Here is a 24264-nt window from a genome sequence, read left to right on the forward strand (position 1 = left end):
GTGCGACGCGGCAGGCGTATCGCCGTCGATGTCGGGGACGCCCGGATCGGGGTCGCCTCGTGCGACCCCGACGGGATCCTCGCCACGCCGGTGGAGACCGTACCGGGACGCGACATTCCCTCGGCCCACCGGCGGCTGGCGGCGATCGTCGCCGAGTACGAGCCCGTCGAGGTCGTCGTCGGCCTGCCCCGCTCGCTGAAGGGCGGGGAGGGGCCGGCCGCGGCGAAGGTGCGCGCCTTCGCCAGGGAGCTGGCCCGGCGCATCGCGCCGGTGCCGGTCCGGCTCGTCGACGAGCGCATGACGACCGTCACGGCGACGCAGGGACTGCGGGCTTCCGGGGTCGGCTCCCGCAAGGGCCGTTCGGTCGTGGACCAGGCCGCGGCGGTGGTCATCCTGCAGAACGCCCTGGAGACCGAGAAGACCTCCGGACGGCCCCCGGGCGAGCCTGTCGAAGTGGTCATCTGATCGCTATACGGTAACGTTCCGCGCGACATGGCAGCTGTTCGAATGTCTTCGGGGCAGAACCAGGCATCGGAATCGCGCTCCGCGGAGCGCCCATCGGCTGCCGCTGTGCGGCTCTAGGGGATTGATGACTGAGTACGGCCGGGGACCCGGCTCCCACCCGTGGCATCCCGGGGACCCCCACTACGGGGACCAGGGATACGGCGGACAGCAGGCGCCGCAGCAGCAGTCGCAACAGCCCCCCTACGGGCAGCAGCAGGGTTACGGCTGGGACCCCTCGCAGGGCGCGGGGGGTCCTTACGCCGGACACCCGGGGCAGGGCTACGGGCACGGCGAGGTCACCGGGCAGCACGGACTGCCGGAACAGCACGGGCAGCAGGCCGCCGACCCCTACGCGGGGCACGCCGACCCCTACGGCACCACCGCCACCGGCTACCCGCCCCACCAGCGCGAGGACCGGGAACAGCAGCAGTACCAGGAACAGCAGGCGCCCGCCCACGGCGAGCCCTGGCCCACCGACCCCGGCGAAGAACGCATCTCCCTGTTCTCCGACGCCCCCGCCGACGACGCCCTGCTGCCCGCCCCGGCCCCGCAGGAGCCGTCCCGGCGCGGCCGCGACCGGCGCGGCAAGAAGAAAAAGAACAAGCGCCGCAGCGGCACGGCCTGTCTGCTGGTCTCCGTCGTGCTCCTCGGCGCCGTCGGCGGAGTCGGCTATCTCGGCTACGAGTTCTACCAGAGCCGCTTCGGCCCCGCGCCCGACTACTCCGGCGACGGCAGCGGCGAGATCCAGGTCGAGATCCCCAAGGACTCCAGCCTGACCCAGATGGGCAAGGTGCTCCTCGACGCCGGGGTGGTCAAGAGCGTCGGCGCCTTCACCGAGGCCGCGGGCAAGTCCCCCAGGGGCAAGGCCATCCAGGCCGGTGTCTACACCCTGCGCAAGGAGATGTCGGGCGAGGCGGTGGTCCGCATGATGACCGACCCCAAGACCTTCAACGCCCTGACCATCCCCGAGGGCATGCGGGCCGCCGACGTCTACGCGGCCATCGACAAGAAGCTCGAACTCGCGCCGGGCACCACCAAGGAGACCGCGCGCAGCCAGGCGAAGAACCTGGGGCTGCCCGCCTGGGCCACCGCCGACCCCAGGGTCAAGGACCCGCTGGAGGGCTTCCTCTTCCCCTCGCAGTACAGCGCGGCCAAGGGCGGCAAGCCCGAGGACGTGCTGCGGCAGATGGTCGCGCGCGCCGGCCAGAACTACGCCGAGCAGGGCGTGGAGGCCAAGGCCGGCGAACTCGGCCTGCAGTCCCCGCTGCAGCTCGTCACCGTCGCCAGCCTGGTCCAGGCCGAGGGCAAGTACAAGCACGACTTCGACAAGGTCGCCCGCGTCGTCTACAACCGGCTCAAGCCGGACAACAAGGAGACCTTCGGCCTGCTCGACTTCGACTCCACGGTCAACTACGCCAGGAGCCAGTCCACGCTCAACACCGGCTCCGTCAACGAGCTGCGGAAGTTCAAGGACCCGTACAACACCTACAGCATCAAGGGCCTGCCGCCCGGACCGATCGGCAACCCCGGTCTGGAGGCCCTGAAGTCGGCCATGAACCCCGCCCAGGGCCCCTGGTACTACTTCGTGTCCGTCAACGAGAACGAGACGCTGTTCGCGGTGACGAACGAGGAGCAGAACAAGAACCGCCAGCGCTACGAGCAGGAGAAGAAGAAGGCCGGCCAATGACACCACGCCACCGGGCCGCGGTCCTCGGCTCGCCGATCGCCCACTCCCTCTCACCGGTGCTGCACCGCGCCGCGTACGCGGAACTGGGCCTGGAGAGCTGGACGTACGACCGCTTCGAGATCGACGAGGGGCGCCTGCCGGGCTTCCTCGCCGGGCTGGGCGGCGAGTGGGCCGGGCTGTCGCTGACGATGCCGCTCAAGCGGGCCGTGATCCCGCTGCTCGACGAGGTCAGCGGGACCGCCGCCGCCGTCGAGGCCGTCAACACCGTCGTCCTCACGTGCGAGGGCCGCCGCCTCGGCGACAACACCGACATCCCCGGCATCGCGGCCGCGCTGCGCGAACGCGGCGTGCACCGGGTGCCGGCCGCCGCCGTGCTCGGCGCCGGAGCCACCGCCTCCTCCGCCCTGGCCGCCCTCGCCCGGATCTGCTCCGGCGAGGTCACCGTCTACGTGCGCAGCGAGGCCCGCGCCACCGAGATGCGGCAGTGGGGCGAGCGGCTGGGCGTGCCCGTACGCACCGCCGACTGGTCCCGCGCCGCCGAGGCGTTCGCCGCGCCGCTGGTCGTCGCCACCACCCCCGCCGGAGCCACCGACGCCCTCACCAGCGCCGTCCCCGAGCGGCCCGGCACCCTCTTCGACGTCCTCTACGAACCCTGGCCGACCCCGCTGGCCGCCGCCTGGTCGGCGCGCGGCGGCACCGTCCTGGGCGGCCTGGACCTGCTGGTCCACCAGGCGGTGCTCCAGGTCGAGCAGATGACCGGCCACCGCCCCGCCCCCCTCGCGGCCATGCGCGCCGCGGGCGAGGCGGCCCTGGCCGCCCGGAGCGCGACCTGACGGAGCCGCCGCCCGAGACGGACCGGCGGCCGGGAAAGCCCGCGTGGCATGGGAGGATCGTAGGGTGGCAGGCCGGGGCCGCTACCCCAGCTGATGCTGGACGCTGCCCCGGGCCGGGTCGCCGCATGTCCCGAGAGGCGCGAAAGAGGAGTCCCGTTGAGCAGGTTGCGCTGGCTGACGGCCGGGGAATCGCATGGTCCGGCACTGGTGGCGACGCTGGAGGGGCTGCCCGCCGGCGTTCCGGTCACCACGGAGATGGTCGCGGACGCCCTCGCCCGGCGTCGGCTCGGCTACGGCCGCGGGGCGCGGATGAAGTTCGAGAAGGACGAGGTCACCTTCCTCGGCGGGGTCCGCCACGGGCTGACCCTCGGCTCCCCCGTGGCGGTCATGGTGGGCAACACCGAGTGGCCCAAGTGGGAGAAGGTCATGGCCGCCGACCCGGTCGACCCCGAGGAGCTCGCCGGCCTGGGCCGCAACGCCCCGCTGACCCGCCCCCGCCCGGGCCACGCCGACCTCGCCGGCATGCAGAAGTACGGCGTCGAGGACGCCCGCCCGATCCTGGAGCGCGCCTCCGCCCGCGAGACCGCCGCCCGCGTCGCGCTCGGCGCCGTCGCCCGCTCCTACCTCAAGGAGACGGCCGGCATCGAGATCGTCTCGCACGTCGTCGAGCTCGCCGCCGCCAAGGCCCCCTACGGGCTGTACCCCGAGCCCTCCGACGTCGAGCGGCTCGACGCCGACCCGGTGCGCTGCCTGGACGCCGACGCGAGCAAGGCGATGGTCGCCGAGATCGACCAGGCCCACAAGGACGGCGACACCCTCGGCGGCGTCGTCGAGGTCCTCGCCTACGGTGTGCCCGTCGGCCTGGGCTCGCACGTGCACTGGGACCGCCGCCTCGACGCCCGCCTCGCCGCCGCCCTGATGGGCATTCAGGCCATCAAGGGCGTCGAGGTCGGCGACGGCTTCGAGCTCGCCCGGGTGCCCGGCTCCAAGGCCCACGACGAGATCGTCCGCACCGAGGACGGCCTGCGCCGCTCCACCGGCCGCTCCGGCGGCACCGAGGGCGGCCTGTCCACCGGTGAACTGCTGCGCGTACGGGCCGCGATGAAGCCCATCGCGACCGTGCCGCGCGCCCTGGCCACCGTCGACGTGGCCACCGGCGAGCCCGCGCAGGCCCACCACCAGCGCTCCGACGTGTGCGCCGTGCCGGCCGCCGGCATCGTCGCCGAGGCGATGGTGGCGCTGGTGCTGGCGGACGCCGTGGCCGAGAAGTTCGGCGGCGACAACGTCGCCGAGACCCGCCGCAACGTCCAGGGCTACCTGCAGAACCTGGCCGTCAAGTGACCCCGCCCGCCGTCGTCCTGGTCGGCCCGCCGGGCGCGGGCAAGTCCACCATCGGCGCCCTGCTCGCGAAGCGGCTGGGCACCGGCTACCGGGACACCGACGCCGACATCGAGAAGACGGCCGGGAAGCCCATTCCGGAGATCTTCATCGACGAGGGCGAACCGCACTTCCGCGAGCTGGAGCGCGCGGCGGTGCGGGACGCCGTCGCCGAGCACCCCGGAGTGCTCTCCCTCGGCGGCGGCGCGGTCATGGACCCCGGCACCCGGGAGCTGCTCGCGGGCCTGCCGGTGGTCTTCCTCGACGTCCAACTGGCCGACGCCGTGCACCGCGTGGGCCTGGACGTGCCGCGCCCGCTGCTCGCGGTCAATCCCCGCAAGCGCTGGCGCGAGCTGATGGAGGCCCGCCGCCCGCTGTACACCGAGGTGGCCCGCGCCGTCGTCGACACCGGCGGCCGTACCCCCCAGCAGGTCGCCGACGCCGTGCTCGACGCGCTCGGCCTGACGGCCACCGCACCCGACACCACTGATCCGCAGTGAGGAACCCATGACCGACGCCGCCCCCACTCCGGGCGAATCCGTCACCCGCATCCACGTCGCCGGCTCCGCGGGCACGGCTCCGTACGAGGTCCTGGTCGGCCGGCAGCTGCTCGGCGAGCTGCCCGCCCTGGTCGGCGCCAAGGCCAGGCGCGTCGCCGTACTGCACCCCGAGGCGCTCGCGCAGACCGGCGAGGTGCTGCGCGAGGACCTCGCCGCGCAGGGCTACGAGGCCATCGCCGTCCAGCTGCCCAACGCCGAGGAGGCCAAGACCGCCGAGGTCGCCGCCTACTGCTGGAAGGCGCTGGGCCAGTCCGGCTTCACCCGCACCGACGTCATCGTCGGCGTCGGCGGCGGCGCCACCACCGACCTGGCCGGGTTCGTGGCGGCGACCTGGCTGCGCGGGGTGCGCTGGATCGCCGTGCCCACCACCGTGCTCGCCATGGTCGACGCCGCCGTCGGCGGCAAGACCGGCATCAACACCGCCGAGGGCAAGAACCTCGTCGGCGCCTTCCACCCGCCGGCCGGGGTGCTGTGCGACCTGGCCGCGCTGGAGTCGCTGCCCGTCCACGACTACGTCAGCGGCCTCGCCGAGATCATCAAGGCCGGGTTCATCGCCGACCCCGTCATCCTCGACCTGATCGAGGACGACCCGCAGGGCGCCCGCACCCCCGCGGGCCGGCACACCGCGGAGCTGATCGAGCGCGCGATCCGCGTCAAGGCCGAGGTCGTCTCGTCCGACCTCAAGGAGTCGGGCCTGCGCGAGATCCTCAACTACGGGCACACCCTCGCGCACGCCATCGAGAAGAACGAGCGCTACAACTGGCGGCACGGCGCCGCCGTGTCCGTCGGCATGGTCTTCGCCGCCGAACTCGGCCGGATCGCCGGACGCCTGGACGACGCCACCGCCGACCGGCACCGCGCGATCCTCACCTCCGTGGGCCTGCCGGTCACCTACCGCGGCGACCAGTGGCCCCGGCTGCTGGAGACCATGAAGATCGACAAGAAGTCCCGGGGCGACCTGCTGCGCTTCATCGTCCTCGACGGCCTGGCCAAGCCCGCCGTACTGGAGGGCCCCGACCCGGCCCTGCTGCTCGCCGCCCACGCGGAGATCGCCGCATGAGCGGGATGAACGGTGGGGACAGCGGGAAGGACGCCCCGCGCCGGGTCCTCGTCCTCAACGGCCCCAACCTCGGCCGGCTCGGCTCCCGGGAACCGGACGTCTACGGCTCGACCTCCTACGCCGGACTGGTCGCGGAGTGCACCCGGCTCGGCGAGGAGCTCGGCCTGGCCGTCGAGGTCCGCGAGACCAACGACGAGGGCGAGCTGATCCGCTGGCTGCACGAGGCCGCCGACGGCCGCCTCCCCGTCGTCATCAACCCCGGCGCCTTCACGCACTACTCGTACGCGATGCGCGACGCGGCCGCCCAGCGCACCGCCCCGCTCGTCGAGGTGCACATCTCCAACCCCTATACGCGCGAGGCCTTCCGGCACACCTCGGTCATCGCCGGCGTCGCCAGCGGCACCGTCGCCGGGTTCGGCATCGGCTCGTACCGGCTGGCCCTGCGCGCCCTGGCCGAGGAACTCGGCGACAGCGCGCGCTGACGGCCCCCCGCCCGGCGCGACGGCGGGCCGCGCGCCGGGCGCGTCGCCGGTCGGCCGGCCCGTCGCGGCGGCACCGCCTCCGGTACGCTCCCCGTGCCCGACGCCGGCCGCCGCCACGCCGGCCCAGCCACGAGACGGAGTGCCACCGGATGCAGCCCGCAGGGGGACCGCCGCTGCCGCCGCCCCACCCTCCGATGCCACCGGGCCCCGCCCCGGTCCCCGGCCTGCCCGTACCGCCGCCCGCCCGCGCGGCGCACACCGCCGTCGCGGTGCTGCTCATCGGGCCGGCCGGGGCGGGCAAGACGACCGTCGCGCGGTACTGGGCGGACCACCGGGCCGCGCCCACCGCCCACATCAGCCTCGACGACGTGCGCGAGTGGGTGCGCTCCGGCTTCGCCGACCCGCGCTCGGGCTGGAACGAGCACTGCGAGGCCCAGTACCGCCTCGCCCGCCGCACCTGCGGCTTCGCCGCCCGCGGCTTCCTCGCCGGCGGCATCTCCTGCATCCTCGACGACGCCGTCTTCCCCGACCGGCCCGCCGTCGGCCTCGGCGGCTGGAAACGGCACATCGGCCCCGGACTGCTGCCCGTGGTCCTGCTGCCGGGCCTGGAGATCGTCCTCGAACGCAACGCCCGCCGCACCGGCAACCGCCGCCTCGGCGACGAGGAGGTCGCCCGCATCCACGGCCGCATGGCGGGCTGGTACGGCTCCGGGCTGCCCATCATCGACAACTCCCGCCACGACGTCGCCACCACCGCCCGCCTCCTCGACGAGGCCGTCGCCCACGCCCTGAGCCGGGCGCCCGCCGCCCCCTGACGGACGCGCTGGAACGGCCCGCGCGCGGCCCGACCCGTAGGCTCAACAGCATGTCCGAGGTGTACGCCGCACGCCGGGCGCGGCTGCGCGAGCGCTGCGAGGCGGCCGGGAACGCCGCCGCCCTGGTGACCGGGCACGCCAACGTCCGCTATCTGGCCGGAGCCGCCCCCGGCGGCGCCGCGCTGCTCGTCGGCCCCGCCGAGGACACGCTCTTCTGCCCCGTCGAGCCCTTCGGCGCGGCCGCCGCCGCCCCGGGCCCCGGCTGCCGCACCGACGAGGAACTGCGGGTGCACACCCTCGTCAGCCCCGACGGCGACCCCGCCGTCGCCGCCGCCGAACGCGCCACCGCCGCGGGCGCCCGCTCCCTCGCGGTGGAGGAGCACCATCTGACCGTCGCCCGGCACCGCGCCCTGCGCTCGGTCGCCCCCCGGCTGCGCACCGCCGACCTGGGCACCGCCGTCGAGCAGCAGCGCCTGGTCAAGGACAGCGAGGAGATCGCCGCGCTGCGCATCGCCGCCGAGATCGCCGACCAGGCGCTCGGCGAACTGCTGGAGTCGATCCTCGTCGGCCGCACCGAGCGGCACCTCGCGCTGGAACTGGAACGCCGCCTCGTCGACCACGGGGCGGCCGGGCCCGCGTTCCCCACCCAGGTGGCCACCGGACCCAACTCCGGGCTCGCCGGGCACACACCCACCGACCGGCGGGTCGAGGAGGGCGATTTCCTGAGCGTCGCGCTGGGCGCGGAGTACCGCGGCTACCGCAGCGAGATCGCCCGTACCTTCGTCATCGGCACCGCCCCGGCCGACTGGCAGATCGAGCTCTACGACCAGGTCTTCGCCGCCCAGCGGGCCGGGCGGGAGGCCCTCGCGCCGGGTGCCGCCTGCCGGGCCGTCGACCGCGCGGCCCGCTCGGTGCTGGAGGCCGCGGGACACGGGGAGCGGGTCGGGCCGCGCACCGGACACGGCGTGGGCCTCGAAAATGACGAGGACCCGCAGCTCGGCCCGTCGGCCATGGGTAAACTGGACGCTTGCGTGCCGGTCACCGTAGACCCGGGAGTCCACCTCCCGGGGCGGGGCGGTGTCCGGATCGATGACACGCTCGTCGTCCGCCCGGAGGCGGACGGCGGCCCCGAGCTACTCACCATTACGACCAAGGAGCTGCTCGCGCTGTAGGCGCGTGCCTTCGGGGTCCCAGCTTCAGTCCAGGAGATTCCGCAACCGTGGCTTCCACGAACGACCTCAAGAACGGCATGGTGCTCAAGCTCGAAGGCGGCCAGCTCTGGTCCGTCGTCGAGTTCCAGCACGTCAAGCCTGGCAAGGGCCCCGCCTTCGTGCGCACGAAGCTCAAGAACGTCCTCTCCGGCAAGGTGGTCGACAAGACCTTCAACGCCGGTGTGAAGGTCGAGACGGCCAACGTCGACCGGCGTGGCATGCAGTTCTCGTACATGGACGGCGAGTACTTCGTGTTCATGGACATGGACACCTACGACCAGCTGCACATCGACCGCAAGACCGTCGGTGACGCCGCCAACTTCCTCATCGAGGGCTTCGAGGCCGTCGTCGCGCAGAACGAGGGCCAGGTCCTCTACGTCGAGCTGCCGGCCGCCGTCGAGCTGACGATCGCCGAGACCGAGCCCGGCCTCCAGGGCGACCGCTCCACCGGTGGCAGCAAGCCCGCCACCCTGGAGACCGGCTACCAGATCCAGGTGCCGCTCTTCATCACGACCGGCGAGAAGATCAAGGTCGACACCCGCACCGGTGATTACCTCGGCCGGGTGAACAGCTAACCGTGGCCGCTCGCAGCAAGGCCCGCAAGCGCGCCTTCCAGATCCTCTTCGAGGCCGACCAGCGCGGCACCACCGTGCAGACCGTCCTCGCCGACTGGGTCCGGCACTCGCGGAACGACGTCCGGCAGCCGCCGGTCACCGAGTACACGATGCAGCTCGTCGAGGGGTACGCGCAGCACGCCGCCCGCATCGACGAGCTGATCGCCACGTACGCGGTCGACTGGGACCTGGACCGGATGCCGGTCGCCGACCGGAACATCGTCCGGCTGGGCGCCCACGAGCTGATCTGGGAGGACGGCACGCCCGACGCGGTGGCGATCGACGAGGCGGTGCAGCTCGCCAAGGAGTTCTCCACCGACGACTCGCCGGCCTTCGTCAACGGACTGCTGGGCCGCTTCAAGGAGCTCAAGCCGACCCTGCGGCGGGACGACGCGGAGCGCTGAGCGCGCCGCGGACGTCCGGTGCGGCGGAAGCCCGGTGCGTCAGCCGCGGGGGTGCGCCGGGGCGGGTGCCCACGCGGCGCACCCGCCCCGGCGTCCCTTCGGGGCACCGCCCGCACCGCACCGGACCTCGCCGGGCCCGCCCGCCGCACGGCGGCAGACGAAAACCGCCGGGGGCGGGAGAACCTTTCGGATTCTCCCGCCCCCGGCGGTCGATGTTTCAGCGGCGGACTCAGGCGTCCTCGTGCTGCACCGCGCGGCGCGCGTCGGCGTCGAGCACACCCCAGCTGATCAGCTGCTCGGTGAGCACCGACGGCGACTGGTCGTAGATGACCGCGAGGGTGCGCAGGTCGTCCTGACGGATCGAGAGGACCTTGCCGTTGTAGTCACCGCGCTGGCTCTGGATCGTGGCGGCATACCGCTGCAGCGGGCCCGCCTTCTCGGCCGGCACATGGGCCAGCCGCTCCAGGTCCAGGACCAGCTTCGGCGGCGGCTCGGCGGCCCCGCCCGGCGTGGTGCCCGGCAGCAGCTCCTGCACGGGAACGCCGTAGAAGTCGGCCAGCTCGGCCAGGCGCTGCACGGTCACGGCACGGTCGCCGCGCTCGTACGACCCCACTACCACGGCCTTCCAGCGGCCCTGGGACTTCTCCTCGACGCCGTGGAGGGAGAGGCCCTGCTGGGTGCGGATGGCGCGGAGCTTGGCCCCGAGCTGTTTGGCGTATTCGCTGGACATAAAGCTCCCCGGACGCTGTAAAGACGTGCGGCTGCGCCGCGCGGCTGGTAACTCACTGTGAGGTTACGCAGCGTAATCTGACTTCGTCAAGCCGAATGGTCCCTGACGTCCCCCGTCAGGGGTGGTGGCGAGGGACGCGCCCGGACCCTGGTACCGTGAAACCGGTAATTCCGACGTCCTTTAATGTCCGTCCCGTGAGGCGGAGAAGGAGGTCCGTTTCGTATGGACGCAAACCGTGGTGCGCGCCATTCCCGGCGCTCCGCAGTTTCCGCGGCCGGCACGGGTGACTCCGGCGATTCCGCCGTCACCGCCGCCGCCCGCCCGGTGCTGGAGGCACCGGACATCGCCCGGGTCCTGACCCGGATCGCCCACGAGATCGTCGAGCGCGCCAAGGGCGCCGACGACGTGGTGCTCCTCGGCATCCCCACGCGCGGCGTCTTCCTCGCCCGCCGGCTCGCCGCCAAGCTCCAGGAGATCACCGGCCGGCCCCTGCCCGTCGGCTCCCTCGACATCACCATGTACCGGGACGACCTGCGGCTGCGCCCGGCCCGCGCGCTGGCCCGCACCGAGATCCCCGGCCCCGGCATCGACGGCCGGCTGGTCGTCCTCGTCGACGACGTGCTCTTCTCCGGCCGCACCATCCGCGCCGCGCTCGACGCGCTCGGCGACCTCGGCCGCCCGCGCGCCGTGCAGCTCGCGGTCCTCGTCGACCGCGGCCACCGCGAACTGCCCATCCGCGCCGACTACGTCGGCAAGAACCTCCCCACGTCGCTGCGGGAGACCGTCAAGGTCCAGCTCACCGAGGAGGACGGCCGCGACAGCGTGCTCCTCGGCGCGCGTCCGGCCGCTCCGGCCGACGGGCAGTAGACACCCCGCACACGGACCCGGTGCCCCAGGGCCCGTAGCGCGGCATGCCCACCGGCTGCCCGCCCGTACCCCCGCACACCTCCTCACCCACGGAGAAACCGGATGAAGCGCCACCTCATCTCGGCCGCCGACCTCTCCCGCGACGACGCCGTCCTCATCCTCGACACCGCCGAGGAGATGGCCCGCGTCGCGGACCGGCCGATCAAGAAACTGCCCACCCTGCGCGGCCGTACCGTCGTCAACCTCTTCTTCGAGGACTCCACCCGCACCCGCATCTCCTTCGAGGCCGCCGCCAAGCGGCTGTCCGCCGACGTCATCAACTTCTCCGCCAAGGGCTCCTCGGTCTCCAAGGGCGAGTCCCTGAAGGACACCGCCCTGACCCTGGAGGCCATGGGCGCCGACGCCGTCGTCATCCGGCACGGCGCCTCCGGGGCGCCCTACCGGCTCGCCAACTCCGGCTGGATCGACGGCGCCGTCGTCAACGCCGGTGACGGCACCCACGAACACCCCACCCAGGCCCTGCTCGACGCCTTCACCATGCGCCGCCGCCTCGTCGGCCCCGACGCCGGGCTCGGCGGCGACCTGGCCGGCCGCCGCATCACCGTCGTCGGCGACGTCCTGCACAGCCGCGTGGCCCGCTCCAACGTCCATCTGCTCACCACCCTCGGCGCCGAGGTCACCCTGGTCGCCCCGCCCACCCTCGTGCCGATCGGCGTCGAGCAGTGGCCCTGCGAGGTCTCCTACGACCTCGACGCGGTGCTGCCCAAGTCCGACGCCGTGATGATGCTGCGCGTCCAGCGCGAGCGCATGAACGCCGCCTTCTTCCCCACCGAGCGCGAGTACGCCCGCCGCTACGGACTCGACGGCGACCGCATGGCCCGTATGCCGGAGCACGCGATCGTCATGCACCCCGGCCCGATGAACCGGGGCATGGAGATCACCGCCGAGGTCGCCGACTCCGGCCGCTGCACCGCCGTCGAACAGGTCGCCAACGGCGTCAGCATCCGCATGGCCGTGCTCTACCTGCTGCTCGGCGGCGCCGAGCCGGCCACCCCGTGAGCCGTCCCGCCCCCGACCGTCCGCGCCCCGCCACGACGCCCGCCCCCCGCCGCCCGCGCGGCCCCCGAGGAGATGCACCGACCATGACCAAGACCCTGATCCGCGGCGCCCGGCCGCTCGGCGGCGACGCCCAGGACGTCCTCATCGACGGCGAGACCGTCGCCGCCGTGGGCACCGGCCTGTCCGCCGACGGCGCCACTGTCGTCGAGGCCGAGGGACACGTCCTGCTGCCCGGCCTCGTCGACCTCCACACCCACCTGCGCGAGCCCGGCCGCGAGGACTCCGAGACCGTCCTGACCGGTACCCGGGCCGCCGCCGTCGGCGGCTACACCGCCGTACACGCCATGGCCAACACCTTCCCCGTCGCCGACACCGCCGGCGTCGTCGAGCAGGTCTGGCGGCTGGGCAGGCAGTCCGGCTACTGCGACGTGCAGCCCGTCGGCGCCGTGACCGTCGGCCTGGAGGGCAGGCAGCTCGCCGAACTCGGCGCGATGCACGAGTCGGCCGCCGGGGTCCGGGTCTTCTCCGACGACGGCAAGTGCGTCGACGACGCCGTGATCATGCGGCGGGCCCTGGAGTACGTCAAGGCCTTCGACGGGGTCGTCGCCCAGCACGCCCAGGAGCCCCGGCTCACCGAGGGCGCCCAGATGAACGAGGGCATCGTCTCCGCCGAACTGGGCCTGACCGGCTGGCCCGCCGTCGCCGAGGAGTCGATCATCGCCCGCGATGTGCTGCTCGCCGCGCACGTCGGCTCCCGCGTGCACGTCTGCCACCTGTCGACCGCCGGCTCCGTGGAGATCGTGCGCTGGGCCAAGTCCAAGGGCTGGCAGGTCACCGCCGAGGTCACCCCGCACCACCTGCTGCTCACCGACGAGCTGGTGCGCTCGTACGACCCCGTCTACAAGGTCAACCCGCCGCTGCGCACCGAGGCCGACGTGCTGGCCCTGCGCGCCGCCCTCGCCGACGGCACCATCGACTGCGTGGCCACCGACCACGCCCCGCACCCGCACGAGGACAAGGACTGCGAGTGGGCCGCCGCCGCCATGGGCATGGTGGGCCTGGAGACCGCGCTGTCCGTCGTGCAGCACACCATGGTCGACACGGGCCTGCTCGACTGGGCCGGCGTCGCCGACCGGATGTCCTTCCGCCCGGCCGCCATCGGCCGCCTGGCCGGCCACGGGCGGCCCATCGCCCCGGGCGAGCCCGCCAACCTCACCCTCGTCGATTCCGCATACCGTGGTCAGGTGGACCCCGCGGGCTTCGCCTCCCGCAGCCGCAACACCCCCTACCAGGGCCGCGAGCTGCCGGGACGCGTCACCCACACCTTCCTGCGGGGCCGGGCGACGGTCGTGGACGGGAAGCTCGCGTGACACCTCTGACATCACCCCTGATCCCCCTGGCCCTGGCCGGGCTCGCGGACGAGAAGAAGTCCCAGGCCGTCACCGACTGGGCGGCCCGCCTCGGCTGGGTCGTCGGCCTGCTGCTGTTCGTCGCGCTCCTGTACTGGCTGATGCGCGAGGGCTGGAAGTGGCGCGGCACCCTCCAGGGCGACCTGCCCGAACTGCCCGCCGCACCGGAGCACCCGGGCGAGCCGCTGCTCACCATGAGCGGCCGCTACCACGGCTCCACCACCGCCGGACAGTGGCTCGACCGCATCGTCGCCCGCGGCCTGGGCACCCGCAGCCGGGCCGAACTGACCCTCACCGACCAGGGCGTGCACGTCGTGCGCCCCGGCGCGCAGGACTTCTTCATCCCCGCGGACGCCCTGCGCGGCGCCCGCCTCGACAAGGGAATCGCGGGCAAGGTCCTCACCGAGGGCGGACTGCTGGTGATCACCTGGGCGCACGGCGACCGGGAGATCGACTCCGGCTTCCGCTCCGACCGGGCCGCCGAGCACACCGCCTGGGCCGAGGCCCTGACCGCCCGGACCACCCGGACCACTTCGCACCACCACGACACGGAAGGCGCACGATGACGACCTCCACCCGGGGGGCCAAGGCCCCCGCCGTACTCGTCCTGGAGGACGGCCGGATCTTCCGCGGCCGCGCCTACGGGGCCGTGGGGGAGACCTTCGGCGAAGCCGTGTTCTCCACCGGCATGACCGGCTACCAGGAAACCCTCACCGACCCCTCCTACCACCGCCAGGTCGTCGTCATGACCGCCCCGCACGTCGGCAACACCGGCGTGAACGACGAGGACCCCGAGTCCGGGCGGATCTGGGTGGCCGGCTACGTCGTCCGCGACCCCGCCCGCACCACCTCCAGCTGGCGGGCCAAGCGCTCGCTGGAGGAGGAGCTCGTCCGCCAGGGCGTCGTCGGCATCAGCGGCATCGACACCCGCGCCCTGACCCGGCACCTGCGCGAGCGCGGCGCCATGCGCGTGGGCATCTTCTCCGGCAACTCCCTGCCCGACGAGGGCACCATGCTCGCCGAGGTGCGCCGGGCCCCCGAGATGACCGGCGCCGACCTCTCCGCCGAGGTCGCCACCACCGAGCCGTACGTCGTCCCCGCGATCGGCGCGAAGAAGTTCACCGTCGCCGCGATCGACCTCGGCATCAAGGGCATGACCCCGCACCGGATGGCCGAGCGCGGCGTCGAGGTGCACGTCCTGCCCGCCACCGCGACGCTGGACGATGTGTACGCGGTCGGGCCGGACGGCGTGTTCTTCTCCAACGGCCCGGGTGACCCGGCCACCGCCGACCACCCGGTCTCCGTCATGCGCGGCGTCCTGGAGCGCGGCACCCCGCTGTTCGGGATCTGCTTCGGCAACCAGATCCTCGGCCGGGCCCTCGGCTTCGGCACCTACAAGCTCAAGTACGGCCACCGCGGCATCAACCAGCCCGTCAAGGACCGTACGACCGGCAAGGTCGAGGTCACCGCGCACAACCACGGCTTCGCCGTCGACGCCCCCCTCGACGGGGCCGCCGACACCCCCTACGGCCGGGTCGAGGTCTCCCACGTGTGCCTCAACGACAACGTGGTCGAGGGCCTGCGGCTGCTCGACCGGCCGGCCTTCAGCGTCCAGTACCACCCCGAAGCGGCGGCGGGACCGCACGACGCCGCCTACCTGTTCGACCGCTTCGTCTCCCTGATGGAGGGCCAGCGTGCCTAAGCGCACCGACATCCAGTCCGTCCTGGTCATCGGCTCCGGCCCGATCGTCATCGGCCAGGCGGCCGAGTTCGACTACTCCGGCAGCCAGGCGTGCCGGGTGCTCAAGGCCGAGGGCCTGCGGGTGATCCTGGTCAACTCCAACCCGGCCACGATCATGACCGACCCGGAGCTCGCCGACGCCACCTACGTCGAGCCGATCACCCCCGAGTTCGTCGAGAAGATCATCGCCAAGGAGCGGCCCGACGCGCTGCTGCCCACCCTCGGCGGCCAGACCGCGCTCAACACCGCGATCTCCCTGCACGAGTCGGGCACCCTGGAGAAGTACGGCGTCGAGCTCATCGGCGCCAACGTCGAGGCCATCCACAAGGGCGAGGACCGCGACCAGTTCAAGGCCGTCGTCGAGGCCGTCAACGCCCGTACCGGCCACGGCGAGTCCGCCCGCTCGGTGATCTGCCACTCCATGGAGGAGGTCCTCGCCGGCGTCGAGACCCTCGGCGGCTACCCGGTCGTCGTCCGCCCCTCCTTCACCATGGGCGGCGCCGGCTCCGGCTTCGCGCACGACGAGGAGGAACTGCGCCGCATCGCGGGCCAGGGCCTCACGCTCTCGCCGACCACCGAGGTCCTCCTGGAGGAGTCCATCCTCGGCTGGAAGGAGTACGAGCTGGAGCTCATGCGCGACAAGCACGACAACGTCGTGGTCGTCTGCTCCATCGAGAACTTCGACCCGATGGGCGTGCACACCGGCGACTCCATCACCGTCGCCCCGGCGATGACGCTCACCGACCGCGAGTACCAGATCCTGCGCGACATCGGCATCGCCGTCATCCGCGAGGTCGGGGTCGACACCGGCGGCTGCAACATCCAGTTCGCGGTCAACCCCGAGGACGGCCGGGTCATCGTCATCGAGATGAACCCGCGTGTCTCCCGCTCCTCCGCGCTCGCCTCCAAGGCCACCGGATTCCCGATCGCGAAGATCGCGGCCCGGCTCGCCGTCGGCTACACGCTGGACGAGATCCCCAACGACATCACCGAGAAGACCCCGGCCTCCTTCGAGCCCACGCTCGACTACGTCGTGGTCAAGGCACCCCGCTTCGCGTTCGAGAAGTTCCCCTCCGCCGACTCCTCGCTGACCACGACCATGAAGTCCGTCGGCGAGGCCATGGCCATCGGCCGCAACTTCACCGAGGCCCTGCAGAAGGCGCTGCGCTCGCTGGAGAAGAAGGGCTCGCAGTTCGACTTCGTCACCGAGCCCGGCGAGCGGAGCGAGCTGCTGGCGAAGGCCAAGGTGCCCACCGACGGCCGGATCAACACCGTCATGGCCGCCATCCGGGCCGGCGCCACCCCGCAGGAGGTCTTCGAGGCCACCCGCATCGACCCCTGGTTCGTCGACCAGCTCTTCCTGATCCACGAGACCGCCGAGGAACTGCGCGAGGCCCGCGAACTGGACCCGCAGCTGCTGGCCGAGGCCAAGCGGCACGGCTTCTCCGACGCCCAGATCGCCGGCATCCGCGGCCTGCGCGAGGACGTCGTCCGCGAGGTCCGGCACGCCCTGGGCATCCGCCCCGTCTTCAAGACCGTCGACACCTGCGCCGCCGAATTCGCCGCGCGGACCCCGTACTTCTACTCCTCCTACGACGAGGAGAGCGAGGTCGCGCCCCGCGAGAAGCCCGCGGTGATCATCCTGGGCTCGGGCCCCAACCGCATCGGCCAGGGCGTGGAGTTCGACTACTCCTGCGTCCACGCCTCCTTCGCACTCAGCGCGGCGGGCTACGAGACCGTGATGGTCAACTGCAACCCCGAGACCGTCTCCACCGACTACGACACCTCCGACCGGCTCTACTTCGAGCCGCTCACCCTGGAGGACGTCCTGGAGATCGTCCACGCCGAGCAGCAGGCCGGCCCCCTCGCGGGCGTGATCGTCCAGCTCGGCGGCCAGACCCCGCTCGGCCTCGCCCAGGCCCTGAAGGACAACGGCGTGCCCGTCGTCGGCACCTCGCCCGAGGCCATCGACCTCGCCGAGGAGCGCGGCGCCTTCGGCCGGGTGCTCACCGAGGCCGGGCTGCCCGCGCCGAAGTACGGCACCGCCTTCTCCTTCGAGCAGGCCAAGGAGATCGCCGCCGAGATCGGCTACCCGGTCATGGTCCGCCCCTCCTACGTGCTCGGCGGCCGCGGCATGGAGATCGTCTACGACGAGCCCTCGCTCGCCGGCTACCTGGAGCGGCACGCGGGCCTGATCTCCGAGCACCCCGTGCTCATCGACCGCTTCCTCGACGACGCCATAGAAATCGACGTCGACGCGCTCTACGACGGCCACGAGCTCTACCTCGGCGGCGTCATGGAACACATCGAGGAGGCCGGCATCCACTCCGGCGACTCCGCGTGCGCGCTGCCCCCGATCACCCTCGGCGGCTTCGACATCAAGCGGCTGCGCGCCTCCACGGAGGCCATCGCCAAGGGCGTCGGCGTCCGCGGCCTGATCAACATCCAGTTCGCGATGGCCGGGGACATCCTCTACGTGCTGGAGGCCAACCCGCGCGCCTCCCGCACCGTCCCCTTCACCTCCAAGGCGACCGCCGTCCCGCTGGCCAAGGCCGCCGCCCGCATCTCGCTGGGCGCGACCGTCGCCGAGCTGCGGGCCGAGGGCATGCTGCCCAAGGAGGGCGACGGCGGCACCCTGCCGCTGGACGCGCCGATCTCCGTCAAGGAGGCCGTGATGCCCTGGAGCCGCTTCCGCGACATCCACGGGCGCGGCGTGGACACCGTCCTCGGCCCGGAGATGCGCTCGACCGGCGAGGTCATGGGCATCGACTCGGTCTTCGGCACCGCCTACGCCAAGTCGCAGGCCGGCGCGTACGGCGCACTGCCCACCAAGGGCCGCGCCTTCGTCTCGGTCGCCAACCGCGACAAGCGCTCGATGATCTTCCCGGCCCGTGAGCTCGTCGCCCACGGCTTCGAACTGCTCGCCACCTCCGGCACCGCCGAGGTGCTGCGCCGCAACGGCATCAACGCCACCGTGGTGCGCAAGCAGAGCGAGGGCGAGGGCCCCAACGGCGAGAAGACGATCGTCCAGCTCATCCACGACGGCCAGGTCGACCTGATCGTCAACACCCCGTACGGCACCGGCGGCCGCCTCGACGGCTACGAGATCCGTACGGCCGCGGTCGCCCGCGCGGTCCCCTGCCTGACCACGGTCCAGGCCCTCGCGGCCGCCGTCCAGGGCATCGAGGCGCTCACCCGCGGCGACGTGGGCGTGCGCTCCCTCCAGGAACACGCCGGAGCGCTGACCGCCGCCCGCGAGGCGTAAGGCGCAGGAGGGGGACACCGGAAGGTGTCCCCCTCTTCGCGAGAGCCCCGCCCCGCACCCCGTTCAAGAAGGCTGGAAATGTACTGTCTCTTCTTCGACCTGATCTTCAAGCGCATGGACCCCGAGAAGGCCCACCACCTGGCCTTCGGCTGGATCCGCCGCCTCGCCCGGATCCCCGTGCTGCGCACCTTCGCCGCCGCCGTGCTCGCCCCCCGCCACAAGGAGCTGCGCACCGAGGCGTTCGGGCTGCGCATGCACGGCCCCTTCGGGCTCGCCGCCGGCTTCGACAAGAACGCCGTCGCCATCGACGGCATGGCCATGCTCGGCTTCGACCACGTCGAGATCGGCACCGTCACCGCCCAGCCGCAGCCCGGCAACCCCAGGAAGCGCCTCTTCCGCCTCGTCGCGGACCGCGCGCTGATCAACCGCATGGGCTTCAACAACGACGGCTCCGCCGCCGTCGCGGCCCGGCTCGCCGCCCGCGCCCCCGTCTTCCGTACGACCGTCGGCGTCAACATCGGCAAGACCAAGGTCGTACCCGAGGAAGAGGCCGTCGCCGACTACGTGACCTCCACCGAGCGCCTGGCCGCCCACGCCGACTACCTCGTCGTCAACGTCTCCTCCCCGAACACCCCCGGGCTGCGCAACCTCCAGGCCGTCGACCAGCTGCGGCCGCTGCTGAGCGCCGTCCGCGAGGCCGCCGACCGCACCGTCACCACCCGCCGGGTGCCGCTGCTCGTCAAGATCGCCCCCGATCTGGCCGACGAGGACATCGACGCCGTCGCCGACCTCGCCGTCGAGCTGGGCCTGGACGGCATCATCGCCACCAACACCACCGTCGCCCGCGAGGGACTGGGCCTGCTCACCCCCGAGCGCACCGTCGAGGCCATCGGCGCGGGCGGCCTGTCCGGCGCCCCCCTCAAGGCCCGCTCCCTGGAGGTGCTGAGCCGGCTGTACGCGCGCGTGGGCGACCGGATCACGCTGGTCGGCGTCGGGGGCGTGGAGAGCGCCGACGACGTCTGGGAGCGCGTCCTGGCGGGCGCCACGCTCGTCCAGGGCTACAGCGCCTTCGTCTACGAGGGGCCCTTCTGGTGCCGCAGGATCCACCGCGGCCTCGCCCAGCGGCTCGCCGCGAGCCCCTACGCCACCCTCGCCGAGGCCGTCGGCGCCAGCGTCGCCGCCGGCCGGCCCGCCGCCTGAACCCTTTACGGAGGAACCCCGTGACCCCCCAGTCCCAGACCCCCGAACCCTTCGGCGCCCGGCTGCGCCGGGCCATGGACACCCGCGGCCCGCTGTGCGTCGGCATCGACCCGCACGCCTCGCTGCTCGCCGACTGGGGCCTGTCCGACGACGTGGCCGGCCTGGAGCGCTTCACGCACACGGTCGTGGAGGCGCTCGCCGGGCAGGTCGCCGTCCTCAAGCCGCAGTCGGCCTTCTTCGAACGCTTCGGCTCGCGCGGCCTCGCCGTCCTGGAACGGGCCGTCGCCGACGCACGCGAGGCCGGCGCGCTGGTGCTCATGGACGCCAAGCGCGGCGACATCGGCTCCACCATGGCCGCCTACGCCTCGGCCTACCTCGACCCCGCCGCCCCGCTGTTCTCGGACGCCGTCACCGTCAGCCCCTACCTTGGCTACGGCTCGCTGCGCCCGGCGCTGGAACTGGCCCGGGCGAGCGGCACCGGCGTCTTCGTGCTCGCGCTCACCTCGAACCCGGAAGGCGCCGAGGTGCAGCACGCGCTGCGCGCCGACGGCTCCAGCGTGGCCGCGACGGTACTGGAGCACCTGCGGGCGGAGAACGCCGGGGCCGCCCCCATGGGCTCCTACGGCGCGGTCGTCGGCGCGACCCTGGGCGACACCCTCGGCGCGGCGGGCGCGGACCTCGCCATCAACGGGCCGCTGCTCGCGCCCGGCATCGGCGCGCAGGGCGCGACCGCCGCGGACCTGCCGAAGGTCTTCGGCGCGGCCGTGCGCGACGTGGTGCCCAACGTCAGCCGGGCGGTGCTGCGGGGCGGCCCGGACATCGCGGCGCTGCGGGCGGGCGCCGCCCGGTTCGCGGACGAGGTGCGCGAGGCCGTGGAGTCGGCGGTCGCGGCCGGGTAGCCGGCGCGGCGGGCCCGGCCGGAGTGCCCCGGAGGAGCTCCCGGGGCACTCCGGCGTCAAAATTCTTCTGCGTTATGTCCGGAAAAGTCCCGGTCGAGCGAGTCTGACCAGGACTTTTCGTCTGTTCTCGCTGACTGGAGCGGGATCGGCCGCTAGTCTCCGTCGAGAGCGAACGTGCAAGCGCGTTGCTCGTTGCTCCGCAGGTGTGGGCCGACTAGGTTCCTCACCGGTCCGTTATCCGACAGTTCGATATCCGAGGTGACGTAGGCGTGGCTCTTCCGCCCCTTACCCCTGAACAGCGCGCAGCCGCGCTCGAAAAGGCCGCCGCGGCTCGCCGGGAGCGCGCCGAGGTCAAGAACCGCCTCAAGCACTCCGGCGCCTCGCTGCACGATGTGATCAAGCAGGGTCAGGAGAACGAGGTCATCGGCAAGATGAAGGTGAGCGCCCTGCTGGAAAGCCTGCCCGGCGTGGGCAAGGTCCGGGCCAAGCAGATCATGGAGCGGCTCGGGATCTCCGAGAGCCGCCGGGTGCGCGGGCTGGGCTCCAACCAGATCGCATCCCTTGAGCGCGAGTTCGGCGGCAAGGCCGCCTGACGTTCCCAGGCACTCCCGGGAACCGGGATAATCACTGCATGAGTAGTGCAGTCTCCCGGGAGAGCTCCCTCCCCCTTCCGTCGCTGGGGGAAGCCCCGGCCCCCCCGGCCGGACGTCCGCGGCTGACCGTGCTCTCCGGCCCCTCCGGGGTCGGCAAGAGCACGGTCGTCGCCCATATGCGCAAGGCGCACCCCGAGGTGTGGCTGTCGGTCTCCGCGACCACCCGCAAGCCCCGCCCGGGCGAGCAGGACGGTGTCCAGTACTTCTTCGTCGACGACGAGGAGTTCGACAAGCTCGTCGCCAACGGTGAGCTGCTGGAGTGGGCCGAATTCGCCGGCAACCGCTACGGCACGCCGCGCCGCGCCGTGCTGGACCGGCTGGAGGCCGGCGAGCCGGTGCTGCTGGAGATCGATCTGCAGGGTGCCCGGCAGGTCCGCGAGACCATGCCGGAGGCCCAGCTGGTCTTCCTCGCCCCGCCGAGCTGGGACGAGCTGGTCCGCCGGCTCACCGGGCGCGGCACCGAGTCGCCCGAGGTCATCGAACGCCGGCTGGCCGTCGCCAGGATCGAGCTGGCCGCGGAGAAGGAGTTCGACGAGACCCTCGTCAATACCTCGGTCGAGGACGTCGCCCGCGAACTGCTAGCCTTGCTGCGCTGAACAATCTTTCATCATCACCCCCCTTCGGAAGGCAGAGAGTGTCCTCTTCCATCGCCGCGCCCGAGGGCATCATCAACCCGCCGATTGATGAGCTTCTTGAGGCCACCGACTCCAAGTACAGCCTCGTGATCTACGCCGCCAAGCGCGCGCGCCAGATCAACGCGTACTACTCGCAGCTCGGCGAGGGCCTGCTGGAGTACGTCGGCCCGCTGGTGGACACCCACGTCCACGAGAAGCCGCTCTCCATCGCGCTGCGTGAGATCAACGCGGGCCTGCTGACCTCCGAGTCCGTCGAGGCCCCGGCCCAGTAAGGCGCCCGACAGTCGTCACCGAGGGCCCGGCAGCACCGCTGCCGGGCCCTTGGTGTGTCATAGAGGCGTACGCGCGCGTCAGGCCGCGTACCCGATGAGCAGTGCGGGGAGAAGCGAAGCGATGGACAAGCCGAAGGTCGTCCTGGGGGTCAGCGGCGGGATCGCCGCCTACAAGGCGTGCGAGCTGCTGCGCCGGCTCACCGAGTCGGGCCACGAGGTGCAGGTGGTGCCCACGGCCGCGGCCCTGCACTTCGTCGGCGAGGCGACCTGGGCGGCCCTGTCCGGCCGGCCCGCCGCCACCGAGGTGTGGCAGAGCGTCCACGAGGTGCCGCACGTGCGCATCGGCCAGCACGCCGACCTCGTCGTCGTCGCCCCCGCCACCGCCGACCTGCTCGCCAGGGCCGCGCACGGCCTCGCCGACGACCTGCTGACCAACACCCTGCTGACCGCCCGCTGCCCGGTGGTCTTCGCGCCCGCGATGCACACCGAGATGTGGGAGCACCCGGCCACCCAGGAGAACGTGGCCACCCTGCGCCGCCGCAGCGCGATCGTCATCGAGCCCGCCGTCGGCCGCCTCACCGGCGTCGACACCGGCAAGGGCCGGCTGCCGGACCCGGAGGAGATCTTCGCGGTCTGCCGCCGCGTGCTCGCCCGCGGCGACCGCGCGCAGGACCGCGACCTCGCCGGACGGCACGTGGTGATCAGCGCGGGCGGCACCCGGGAGCCGCTCGACCCCGTGCGCTTCCTCGGCAACCGCTCCTCCGGCAAGCAGGGCTACGCGCTGGCCCGTACGGCCGTCGCGCGCGGCGCACGCGTCACGCTCGTCTCCGCCAACAGCGCCCTGCCGGACCCCGCCGGCGCCGACGTGGTGCGCGTGGGCACCGCCGTCCAGCTGCGCGAGGCCGTCCTGAAGGCCGCGGCCGACGCCGACGCGGTGGTCATGGCCGCCGCCGTGGCCGACTTCCGGCCCGCCGAGTACGCCACCGGCAAGATCAAGAAGAAGGACGGCGAGGACCCCGCGCCCATCGCCCTCGTCCGCAACCCGGACGTGCTCGCCGAACTGTCCGCCGGGCGCCCCCGCCCCGGGCAGGTCGTCGTCGGCTTCGCCGCCGAGACCGACGACGTCCTCGCCAACGGGCGCGCCAAGCTCGCCCGCAAGGGCTGTGACCTGCTCGTCGTCAACGAGGTGGGGGAGCGGCTGACCTTCGGCGAGGAGAGCAGCGAGGCCGTGGTCCTGGGCGCCGACGGCTCCGAGACACCCGTGGCGCACGGGCCCAAGGAAGCGCTCGCCGACACGGTCTGGGACCTGGTGGTGAGCCGCCTGCCCTGACCCCGGGCGGCCGCGCCGGGACGGAGTGTCGCAGGTCACGCACCATGTGATGTGCAGGAGGATGCCCCAACCACGGGTCCGCCGGATAAACTGACCCAGGACCGCGTCGAGCGCAGCTCTCGAACGCGTCCGTCAATGATCAGCCAGCAGCCGCTGCAACCCCAGGGAGCGATGTGTCCCGCCGCCTGTTCACCTCGGAGTCCGTGACCGAGGGTCACCCCGACAAGATCGCTGACCAGATCAGCGACACGATTCTCGACGCCCTCCTGCGGGAGGACCCGACGTCCCGCGTCGCCGTCGAGACCCTGATCACCACCGGCCTCGTGCACGTCGCCGGCGAGGTCACCACCAAGGCGTACGCGCCGATCGCGCAGCTGGTGCGCGAGAAGATCCTCGAAATCGGTTACGACTCCTCCAAGAAGGGCTTCGACGGCGCCTCCTGCGGCGTGTCGGTGTCCATCGGCGCCCAGTCCCCGGACATCGCCCAGGGCGTCGACACCGCCTACGAGTCCCGCGTCGAGGGCGACGAGGACGAGCTCGACAAGCAGGGTGCGGGCGACCAGGGTCTGATGTTCGGTTATGCCTGTGACGAGACCCCGGAGCTGATGCCGCTGCCGATCAGTCTGGCGCACCGGCTGTCGCGGCGGCTGACGGAGG

25 protein-coding genes are annotated in these 24264 nt (G+C 72.7%); 24 read left to right on the plus strand and 1 reads right to left on the minus strand.

The genetic code is table 11. The features are described from left to right. The 11 genes from ruvX (at position 1) to nusB (ending at position 9547) form a co-directional block, all read left to right on the plus strand. A complete protein-coding gene (gene ruvX, locus ACFP1Z_RS24415; protein ID WP_390319446.1) occupies positions 1-465 on the plus strand; it encodes a Holliday junction resolvase RuvX in 465 nt (154 codons plus the stop codon). Positions 466-589: 124 nt separating this feature from the next. Continuing rightward, complete coding sequence (gene mltG, locus ACFP1Z_RS24420; protein WP_390319448.1) at positions 590-2191, plus strand: endolytic transglycosylase MltG; 1602 nt, start codon at positions 590-592, stop codon at positions 2189-2191. Continuing rightward, a complete protein-coding gene (locus tag ACFP1Z_RS24425) occupies positions 2188-3024 on the plus strand; it encodes a shikimate dehydrogenase (protein WP_390319450.1) in 837 nt (278 codons plus the stop codon). Before mltG ends, ACFP1Z_RS24425 begins: the two co-directional genes overlap by 4 nt. Positions 3025-3180: 156 nt before the next feature. Next, positions 3181-4365: a chorismate synthase gene (gene aroC, locus ACFP1Z_RS24430; protein WP_390319452.1), complete on the plus strand. Its 1185-nt coding sequence runs from the start codon at positions 3181-3183 to the stop codon at positions 4363-4365. Further along, complete coding sequence (locus ACFP1Z_RS24435) at positions 4362-4901, plus strand: shikimate kinase (RefSeq protein WP_390319454.1); 540 nt, start codon at positions 4362-4364, stop codon at positions 4899-4901. The genes aroC and ACFP1Z_RS24435 overlap by 4 nt, the downstream gene beginning before the upstream one ends. Positions 4902-4908: 7 nt before the next feature. After that, positions 4909-6021 (plus strand): 3-dehydroquinate synthase, encoded by a 1113-nt coding sequence (aroB, locus tag ACFP1Z_RS24440; protein ID WP_390319456.1) that lies wholly within the window; start codon positions 4909-4911, stop codon positions 6019-6021. Continuing rightward, complete coding sequence (gene aroQ / locus ACFP1Z_RS24445; RefSeq protein WP_390319458.1) at positions 6018-6503, plus strand: type II 3-dehydroquinate dehydratase; 486 nt, start codon at positions 6018-6020, stop codon at positions 6501-6503. Before aroB ends, aroQ begins: the two co-directional genes overlap by 4 nt. A 149-nt stretch (positions 6504-6652) precedes the next feature. After that, a complete protein-coding gene (locus ACFP1Z_RS24450) occupies positions 6653-7318 on the plus strand; it encodes an AAA family ATPase (protein WP_390319459.1) in 666 nt (221 codons plus the stop codon). 50 nt (positions 7319-7368) lie between these two features. After that, positions 7369-8490 (plus strand): M24 family metallopeptidase, encoded by a 1122-nt coding sequence (locus tag ACFP1Z_RS24455; RefSeq protein ID WP_390319462.1) that lies wholly within the window; start codon positions 7369-7371, stop codon positions 8488-8490. A 47-nt stretch (positions 8491-8537) separates the two neighbouring features. Beyond that, the gene (gene efp, locus ACFP1Z_RS24460) at positions 8538-9104 is read left to right on the plus strand and encodes an elongation factor P (protein ID WP_390319464.1); all 567 of its coding nucleotides are present in this window, start codon (positions 8538-8540) and stop codon (positions 9102-9104) included. Between the two features lie 2 nt (positions 9105-9106). Further along, a complete protein-coding gene (nusB, locus tag ACFP1Z_RS24465; protein ID WP_390319466.1) occupies positions 9107-9547 on the plus strand; it encodes a transcription antitermination factor NusB in 441 nt (146 codons plus the stop codon). Between the two features lie 229 nt (positions 9548-9776). Here the strand turns inward: nusB and bldD are convergent, their stop codons facing one another. Continuing rightward, a complete protein-coding gene (gene bldD / locus ACFP1Z_RS24470) occupies positions 9777-10277 on the minus strand; it encodes a transcriptional regulator BldD (RefSeq protein ID WP_004948690.1) in 501 nt (166 codons plus the stop codon). A gap of 222 nt (positions 10278-10499) precedes the next feature. Here bldD and pyrR point away from each other — a divergent pair, with 222 nt between their 5' ends. From pyrR to ACFP1Z_RS24535, 13 genes are all read left to right on the plus strand, one after another. Then, entirely contained in the window at positions 10500-11144 is a 645-nt protein-coding gene (gene pyrR, locus ACFP1Z_RS24475; protein ID WP_390319468.1) for a bifunctional pyr operon transcriptional regulator/uracil phosphoribosyltransferase PyrR, read from the plus strand. Positions 11145-11246: 102 nt separating this feature from the next. Next, positions 11247-12203 carry an aspartate carbamoyltransferase catalytic subunit gene (locus ACFP1Z_RS24480; protein WP_390319470.1) on the plus strand — a complete coding sequence of 319 codons (957 nt, stop codon included), beginning with the start codon at positions 11247-11249 and terminating at the stop codon, positions 12201-12203. 83 nt (positions 12204-12286) lie between these two features. Next, positions 12287-13573 carry a dihydroorotase gene (locus tag ACFP1Z_RS24485; protein ID WP_390319472.1) on the plus strand — a complete coding sequence of 429 codons (1287 nt, stop codon included), beginning with the start codon at positions 12287-12289 and terminating at the stop codon, positions 13571-13573. After that, complete coding sequence (locus ACFP1Z_RS24490) at positions 13570-14178, plus strand: PH-like domain-containing protein (RefSeq protein ID WP_390319474.1); 609 nt, start codon at positions 13570-13572, stop codon at positions 14176-14178. The genes ACFP1Z_RS24485 and ACFP1Z_RS24490 overlap by 4 nt, the downstream gene beginning before the upstream one ends. Continuing rightward, a complete protein-coding gene (carA, locus tag ACFP1Z_RS24495) occupies positions 14175-15314 on the plus strand; it encodes a glutamine-hydrolyzing carbamoyl-phosphate synthase small subunit (protein ID WP_390319476.1) in 1140 nt (379 codons plus the stop codon). The genes ACFP1Z_RS24490 and carA overlap by 4 nt, the downstream gene beginning before the upstream one ends. Next, on the plus strand, positions 15307-18618 hold the full coding sequence (gene carB, locus ACFP1Z_RS24500) for a carbamoyl-phosphate synthase large subunit (protein WP_390319479.1): 3312 nt from the start codon (positions 15307-15309) through the stop codon (positions 18616-18618). Before carA ends, carB begins: the two co-directional genes overlap by 8 nt. A gap of 78 nt (positions 18619-18696) precedes the next feature. Continuing rightward, positions 18697-19818, plus strand: a complete 1122-nt coding sequence (locus ACFP1Z_RS24505; protein WP_390319481.1) for a quinone-dependent dihydroorotate dehydrogenase — start codon at positions 18697-18699, stop codon at positions 19816-19818. Between the two features lie 20 nt (positions 19819-19838). Next, a complete protein-coding gene (gene pyrF, locus ACFP1Z_RS24510; protein WP_390319483.1) occupies positions 19839-20717 on the plus strand; it encodes an orotidine-5'-phosphate decarboxylase in 879 nt (292 codons plus the stop codon). Between the two features lie 269 nt (positions 20718-20986). Then, complete coding sequence (locus ACFP1Z_RS24515; protein ID WP_116210718.1) at positions 20987-21310, plus strand: integration host factor; 324 nt, start codon at positions 20987-20989, stop codon at positions 21308-21310. A 38-nt stretch (positions 21311-21348) separates the two neighbouring features. Further along, complete coding sequence (gmk, locus tag ACFP1Z_RS24520; protein WP_390319485.1) at positions 21349-21966, plus strand: guanylate kinase; 618 nt, start codon at positions 21349-21351, stop codon at positions 21964-21966. A 38-nt stretch (positions 21967-22004) separates the two neighbouring features. Beyond that, entirely contained in the window at positions 22005-22277 is a 273-nt protein-coding gene (rpoZ, locus tag ACFP1Z_RS24525) for a DNA-directed RNA polymerase subunit omega (RefSeq protein ID WP_390319487.1), read from the plus strand. A 121-nt stretch (positions 22278-22398) separates the two neighbouring features. Continuing rightward, positions 22399-23607 carry a bifunctional phosphopantothenoylcysteine decarboxylase/phosphopantothenate--cysteine ligase CoaBC gene (coaBC, locus tag ACFP1Z_RS24530; RefSeq protein WP_390319488.1) on the plus strand — a complete coding sequence of 403 codons (1209 nt, stop codon included), beginning with the start codon at positions 22399-22401 and terminating at the stop codon, positions 23605-23607. Positions 23608-23780: 173 nt separating this feature from the next. Beyond that, positions 23781-24264, plus strand: a 484-nt coding sequence (locus ACFP1Z_RS24535) for an S-adenosylmethionine synthetase N-terminal domain-containing protein (protein ID WP_390319489.1), incomplete at its 3' end; no start/stop codon positions are given.

The sequence above is a fragment of the Streptomyces gamaensis genome, assembly GCF_042656465.1.
Taxonomy (GTDB): Bacteria; Actinomycetota; Actinomycetes; order Streptomycetales; family Streptomycetaceae; genus Streptomyces; species Streptomyces gamaensis.

Excerpts from the sequence above, each read along its gene's own strand:
- ACFP1Z_RS24485 (WP_390319472.1), top strand. The coding sequence starts at position 12,287 with ATGACCAAGACCCTGATCCGCGGCGCCCGGCCGCTCGGCGGCGACGCC.
- carA (WP_390319476.1), top strand. The coding sequence starts at position 14,175 with ATGACGACCTCCACCCGGGGGGCCAAGGCCCCCGCCGTACTCGTCCTG.
- ACFP1Z_RS24425 (WP_390319450.1), top strand. The coding sequence starts at position 2,188 with ATGACACCACGCCACCGGGCCGCGGTCCTCGGCTCGCCGATCGCCCAC.
- aroB (WP_390319456.1), top strand. The coding sequence starts at position 4,909 with ATGACCGACGCCGCCCCCACTCCGGGCGAATCCGTCACCCGCATCCAC.
- ACFP1Z_RS24480 (WP_390319470.1), top strand. The coding sequence starts at position 11,247 with ATGAAGCGCCACCTCATCTCGGCCGCCGACCTCTCCCGCGACGACGCC.
- aroQ (WP_390319458.1), top strand. The coding sequence starts at position 6,018 with ATGAGCGGGATGAACGGTGGGGACAGCGGGAAGGACGCCCCGCGCCGG.
- ACFP1Z_RS24455 (WP_390319462.1), top strand. The coding sequence starts at position 7,369 with ATGTCCGAGGTGTACGCCGCACGCCGGGCGCGGCTGCGCGAGCGCTGC.
- gmk (WP_390319485.1), top strand. The coding sequence starts at position 21,349 with ATGAGTAGTGCAGTCTCCCGGGAGAGCTCCCTCCCCCTTCCGTCGCTG.
- coaBC (WP_390319488.1), top strand. The coding sequence starts at position 22,399 with ATGGACAAGCCGAAGGTCGTCCTGGGGGTCAGCGGCGGGATCGCCGCC.
- mltG (WP_390319448.1), top strand. The coding sequence starts at position 590 with ATGACTGAGTACGGCCGGGGACCCGGCTCCCACCCGTGGCATCCCGGG.
- bldD (WP_004948690.1), bottom strand. The coding sequence starts at position 10,277 with ATGTCCAGCGAATACGCCAAACAGCTCGGGGCCAAGCTCCGCGCCATC.
- ACFP1Z_RS24450 (WP_390319459.1), top strand. The coding sequence starts at position 6,653 with ATGCAGCCCGCAGGGGGACCGCCGCTGCCGCCGCCCCACCCTCCGATG.
- ACFP1Z_RS24505 (WP_390319481.1), top strand. The coding sequence starts at position 18,697 with ATGTACTGTCTCTTCTTCGACCTGATCTTCAAGCGCATGGACCCCGAG.
- pyrR (WP_390319468.1), top strand. The coding sequence starts at position 10,500 with ATGGACGCAAACCGTGGTGCGCGCCATTCCCGGCGCTCCGCAGTTTCC.